Genomic DNA, 4,198 nt, shown 5'->3' with positions numbered 1-4,198 from the left:
ATAGTTAGCTCCGAAAGGCTGGAAATGCCGTCCCCATCAAGATAGTGTACAGAGTTTTAAGCGCAAGCTGAAGCGACTAACGACGAGGAAGTGGAGCATTGACCTAACGACACGGATTGAACGATTAAATTGGGTTATCCGCGGTTGGGTAAATTACTTCTCACTTGGTAATATGAAGACGATACTGACGCAAATAGATGAGCGTTTACGAACTCGTATCCGAGTCATTATCTGGAAGCAATGGAAGAAAAAATCGAGACGACTATGGGGACTTCTGAAACTAGGTGTTCCGAAATGGATAGCCGATAAAGTATCTGGCTGGGGTAACCACTATCAACTAGTGGCACAAAAGTCAGTCTTAAAGCGAGCTATATCAAAACCAGCCCTTACTAAAAGAGGACTGGTTTCTTGTCTAGATTTCTATCTTAAACGACATGCGTTAAAAGTTAGTTGAACCGCCGTGTGCCGAACGGCACGCACGGTGGTGTGAGAGGGACTAGAAATTAGCCTCTACTCGATTTAGTCTATCAGGCGAGCCTGGATTCCAGCGGGATCCAATAACTCCTTTTTCAGTTCTGGAGTCAAGGGCGTGATCGTAGCTCGGGAACAACTACTTTGCCCCCGGCATTCTTCCGTCACCGCGGTTACAATCCCGATAATCTCCCCATCCAGGAACACAGGCGAACCCGAGTTCTCCGCAACCAGTTCCAGATCGGCCGTCAGTGTGCCATCTGCCTCCACCGCCAGCACCTGACCACTGGCCTGGGTATAAGGTGGTCGGGTCAAACTCGAAAAGCCCATACTGAAGACCCTTTTCCCCACCAGCTTCTGAGCCTGGGTGTAGACAGCTAATTTCACCTCCTGCTGTCCCGCCGGAATTCCTAGGCTAGATTCCACTTCAATCAGCCCCAGATCCTGGCGCAAATCCTCGTAGCCTTGGTATCCAGCAGGAAGGTGATAGGCCTTGGCCTTGGCTCCTGTGTGGAAAAGCTCAGTCCCCTGAGCATTGTAGGACCGGATGGTCTGTCCAGCCAGCAGCTGCCCTCGCTCATTCGTGAGATTGTGGGCGGCAGTGAGGAAGATCCCCTTCCCAAGATAGGTTCCCGTCCCCCGAACGGTCTGCCCGGACCCGGACTTAGCGATCAGGGCCTGAGTCAGATGAAAGGGATACGTGCTAGCCTCTTGGGGATGGACTTCCTTTCGTGCCTCGGTCAGAACGGGCATCGCTGACAGTGTACTAACAAAGAGGAGGAGTAGAGTGAGTAGCTTTTTTTGCATCGGTAGCTCCTTTGCCTTTTTCTTTTTTATTCGTTTTTTTGGAAGGAAAAGTGCGAATAAATAGGTGAAAGAAATAAGGTCAGAAGTTGTCGGTGAGGTTTTGCATAAAAAAGTCAAGGATCCGTGGAAGCCAGACAATAGATTGGTTATCAACTATGCAAAATCTATCGTAGATGCCTTCAGTAGCTACCAAATTGGGGTATCGGTCAAGGTAACACACGACAATACCAAGTAAGTGGATGGAGAAAGCCAGTTTGATAGTAGACAATAATTCTAGTTTTCGGATTAGTTACTCTCACGATAATGTACCGGACATTGTTCGTAAAGTTGACGGTGAAATGTGCAGTATTTCTGTTAAACGAGTCAAAGGTGCAAGTTATGCTGGAGAGATGTATCTGTCCAATGCGGTGAAAGTTGGTAAGAAGAATGCAGTCACTTACTATTCGAAACAGCTGGTCAAAGCTATGGACTTAATTCCGCATGTTCCGCCTAGTTTTAAGTTGCCAAAAGTAGTCATTGTGGATAAGACAGAAACGTCTCCGAATGTCGTAGCAGGGTATATCCGAGAAGAAAATACTCTTTTTGTTAGGGTGGATTTACGGACCGATGATGATATTGTAGCTTTTCAATCTCTAGTCCCTGGTGAGTTGGTAGCTGCCTATAACCCGCTTAGTACCATTGTCCATGAGCTGGCTCATTGGTACCAGTGGGAAGATGTAGCGAAGCGATATCCTGGGTTAGGAAGACAGGCACTGGCCCAGATAATTTTCGATGAGAGCGCTGATTTAGTTGATGAGTTAGAAGGAAAAGGGTATAATATAAGGGGAAAAATTAGTCGATACGCCAATGATAATAGGTACACAAAACCTATGGAAACTTTTGCAGAGAAATTCACCAAGGATGTTCTAGAATTAGGATGGGAGGAATAGACATGGGATTAATTTGGAAAGATTTAATCAGAGAACGACTAAGTTTAGAACAATCAAAAGGCCGGATTTTTGATGTGTCTCATATAGATGCAAGAAAAGATATTGAATTGTATGAGATATATGGAGCGTATGATAATACCTATTTTGAGGACAGTCCGGAAGGAAAAGTGAGAGTGATAACATTAACTGATGATGCTCCAGAAGAGGCATGGGAAGCGGCAATGCTCAGATATGCTTGGGCTGAATCCCCTTATTACGAACCGATTCGATAAAATATAGAGCACTTAGTTTCCGCTGGGTGCTTTTCTTGTTTTGGAAGGAAAAGTACGAATAAATAATCGAAAGGGATCTGGAAGACAGGAAATGAAAGCGTAATAGCTTGATTTATCCTGGTATCGGTAATACAATGGTGTTACTAAATAAACTGAGGAGGAGAACTATGACAACCATTACCTTAAAAGTATCAGAAGCAGATAAGTTATTCATGCAAAGTATGGCTAAGTTTGAAGGTGTATCTTTGTCGGAGTTAATTCGTACGAAGACTCTCCAAGCTTTAGAAGATGAGTATGATGCGAAACTTGCTGACATGGCTTTGACAGAGTATGAGGAGTACCTAGCAAACGGTGGGGAGGTTCTCAGCTGGGATGACCTATAGGCTAGTACCTACCCCAAAATTTGCGAAACAGTTGAAAAAATTAGATCCATTTACAAGAAAACAAATTAAAAGTTATCTGGAGAACCTTGTAGATAACCCGCGTTCTAAAGGAAAGGGACTGACGGCCAATCGAGCTGGCCAATGGCGTTATCGGATTGGGAGTCATCGTGTTATTGTTAATATTCAGGATGATGAGTTGGTTGTTTTAGCCTTAGAAGTTGGTCATCGGAGGGATATTTACTAATGATGATATTGTAGCTTTGCAAACTAGGGTTCCAGGTCATTTAGTGGCTGTCTATAATCCACTGGGTACCATTATGCATGAATTAGCTCATTGGTATCAGTGGGAAGATGTGTCGAAGCGATATCCTAGCGCTGGACAAAGTTTTACAAGAGATGTTTCAAAAGGCGACAGAATGAAAGCCCTCGGAGAAATCCGGGGGCTATTTTTTCTGTACGACGGGCATGTCGTATATCTGAGGTGCAAGTCCTCTGTGGGCACCTGCTACCGGTGAACCCAATAGCGACTCCCAAGCCTGACTATCGTGAGGTAGCGGGGAGAGGAAGGGATAGCGAAATCGTGGCTCTACGAACAGAAATGTGATATGAAGGCGTATGTAGTGGATGAGGAGGCTGAAAACTCTAAAGTCCCAAAAGGTAGTCGTAACCTATATGCGTAGATCACGAGAGTAAACGAGGAAAGATATACGACTTATCCCGTGAGGTCTCATGAGCGTCGTAGACGTAGTAACAACGAATCATGAGAAGTCAGCCGAACCCATAGTAGTGATGAAGTTTCTGTAATGGAAATGGAGCGAAGGGGCGAACAATTAACCGAAGTAATCCTACTTCACTTGTGTCTGTAAAAGAACGGTCTGATAGAACTGGAGACGGTCACGTATTGACTAGGAGAAGGTTCACGAATCTAAGATGTCCCTCAGACACCGAAACAAGAAAGGAATACGCACATGTCAGAATTGCTAGATAAGATATTATCTCGGAACAATATGCTTGAAGCCTATCATCAGGTAAAAAGAAACAAGGGTTCTGCTGGTATCGACGGAGTTACCATTGAGGAAATGGATAATTTCCTACGGCAACATTGGCGAGAAACCAAGGAACTTATAAAGCAGAGGAAGTACAAACCTCAACCAGTTTTACGAGTTGAAATTCCTAAGCCAAATGGTGGCGTCCGAAATCTTGGAATCCCTACAGTCATGGACAGAATGGTACAACAAGCGATTGTTCAAACCATCAGTCCAATCTGTGAAAGACACTTCTCAGAGTATAGTTATGGCTTTCGTCCCAATCGCTCTTGTGAGACAGCTATTATTCA

Annotated in this window: 7 protein-coding genes and 1 pseudogene; 7 read left to right on the top strand and 1 reads right to left on the bottom strand. The window is 44.6% G+C overall.

What is annotated here, in order from left to right; all coding sequences use genetic code 11:
- Window positions 1-13 precede the first annotated feature (13 nt).
- Window positions 14-454, top strand: a pseudogene (locus tag HZY94_RS04545) (group II intron maturase-specific domain-containing protein); the annotation flags it as partial.
- A gap of 65 nt (window positions 455-519) precedes the next feature.
- Here HZY94_RS04545 and HZY94_RS04540 read toward each other — a convergent pair.
- Complete coding sequence (locus tag HZY94_RS04540; RefSeq protein WP_179925182.1) at window positions 520-1,278, bottom strand: trypsin-like serine peptidase; 759 nt, start codon at window positions 1,276-1,278, stop codon at window positions 520-522.
- 64 nt (window positions 1,279-1,342) lie between these two features.
- Between HZY94_RS04540 and HZY94_RS04535 the strand changes: the two genes are divergently transcribed.
- From HZY94_RS04535 to HZY94_RS04510, 6 genes are all read left to right on the top strand, one after another.
- Entirely contained in the window at window positions 1,343-1,513 is a 171-nt protein-coding gene (locus tag HZY94_RS04535) for a phage portal protein (RefSeq protein ID WP_179925181.1), read from the top strand.
- A 4-nt stretch (window positions 1,514-1,517) separates the two neighbouring features.
- The gene (locus tag HZY94_RS04530; RefSeq protein WP_179925180.1) at window positions 1,518-2,207 is read left to right on the top strand and encodes a hypothetical protein; all 690 of its coding nucleotides are present in this window, start codon (window positions 1,518-1,520) and stop codon (window positions 2,205-2,207) included.
- A 2-nt stretch (window positions 2,208-2,209) separates the two neighbouring features.
- On the top strand, window positions 2,210-2,479 hold the full coding sequence (locus HZY94_RS04525; protein ID WP_179925179.1) for a hypothetical protein: 270 nt from the start codon (window positions 2,210-2,212) through the stop codon (window positions 2,477-2,479).
- A 167-nt stretch (window positions 2,480-2,646) separates the two neighbouring features.
- Window positions 2,647-2,862, top strand: a complete 216-nt coding sequence (gene relB, locus HZY94_RS04520) for a type II toxin-antitoxin system RelB family antitoxin (protein ID WP_179925178.1) — start codon at window positions 2,647-2,649, stop codon at window positions 2,860-2,862.
- Window positions 2,852-3,106, top strand: coding sequence for a type II toxin-antitoxin system RelE family toxin (locus HZY94_RS04515; protein ID WP_179925177.1), 255 nt, complete (start codon window positions 2,852-2,854; stop codon window positions 3,104-3,106). Before relB ends, HZY94_RS04515 begins: the two co-directional genes overlap by 11 nt.
- A 724-nt stretch (window positions 3,107-3,830) precedes the next feature.
- Window positions 3,831-4,198, top strand: a 368-nt coding sequence (locus HZY94_RS04510; RefSeq protein WP_257151889.1) for a reverse transcriptase domain-containing protein, incomplete at its 3' end; no start/stop codon positions are given.

The organism is Streptococcus danieliae, assembly GCF_013415245.1.
GTDB lineage: Bacteria > Bacillota > Bacilli > Lactobacillales > Streptococcaceae > Streptococcus > Streptococcus danieliae_A.
This window is presented reverse-complemented; position numbering and strand designations above follow the sequence as displayed.

Coding starts and splice junctions, on each gene's coding strand:
- HZY94_RS04515 (WP_179925177.1), top strand. CDS start 2,852: ATGACCTATAGGCTAGTACCTACCCCAAAATTTGCGAAACAGTTGAAA.
- HZY94_RS04525 (WP_179925179.1), top strand. CDS start 2,210: ATGGGATTAATTTGGAAAGATTTAATCAGAGAACGACTAAGTTTAGAA.
- HZY94_RS04530 (WP_179925180.1), top strand. CDS start 1,518: ATGGAGAAAGCCAGTTTGATAGTAGACAATAATTCTAGTTTTCGGATT.
- HZY94_RS04540 (WP_179925182.1), bottom strand. CDS start 1,278: ATGCAAAAAAAGCTACTCACTCTACTCCTCCTCTTTGTTAGTACACTG.
- relB (WP_179925178.1), top strand. CDS start 2,647: ATGACAACCATTACCTTAAAAGTATCAGAAGCAGATAAGTTATTCATG.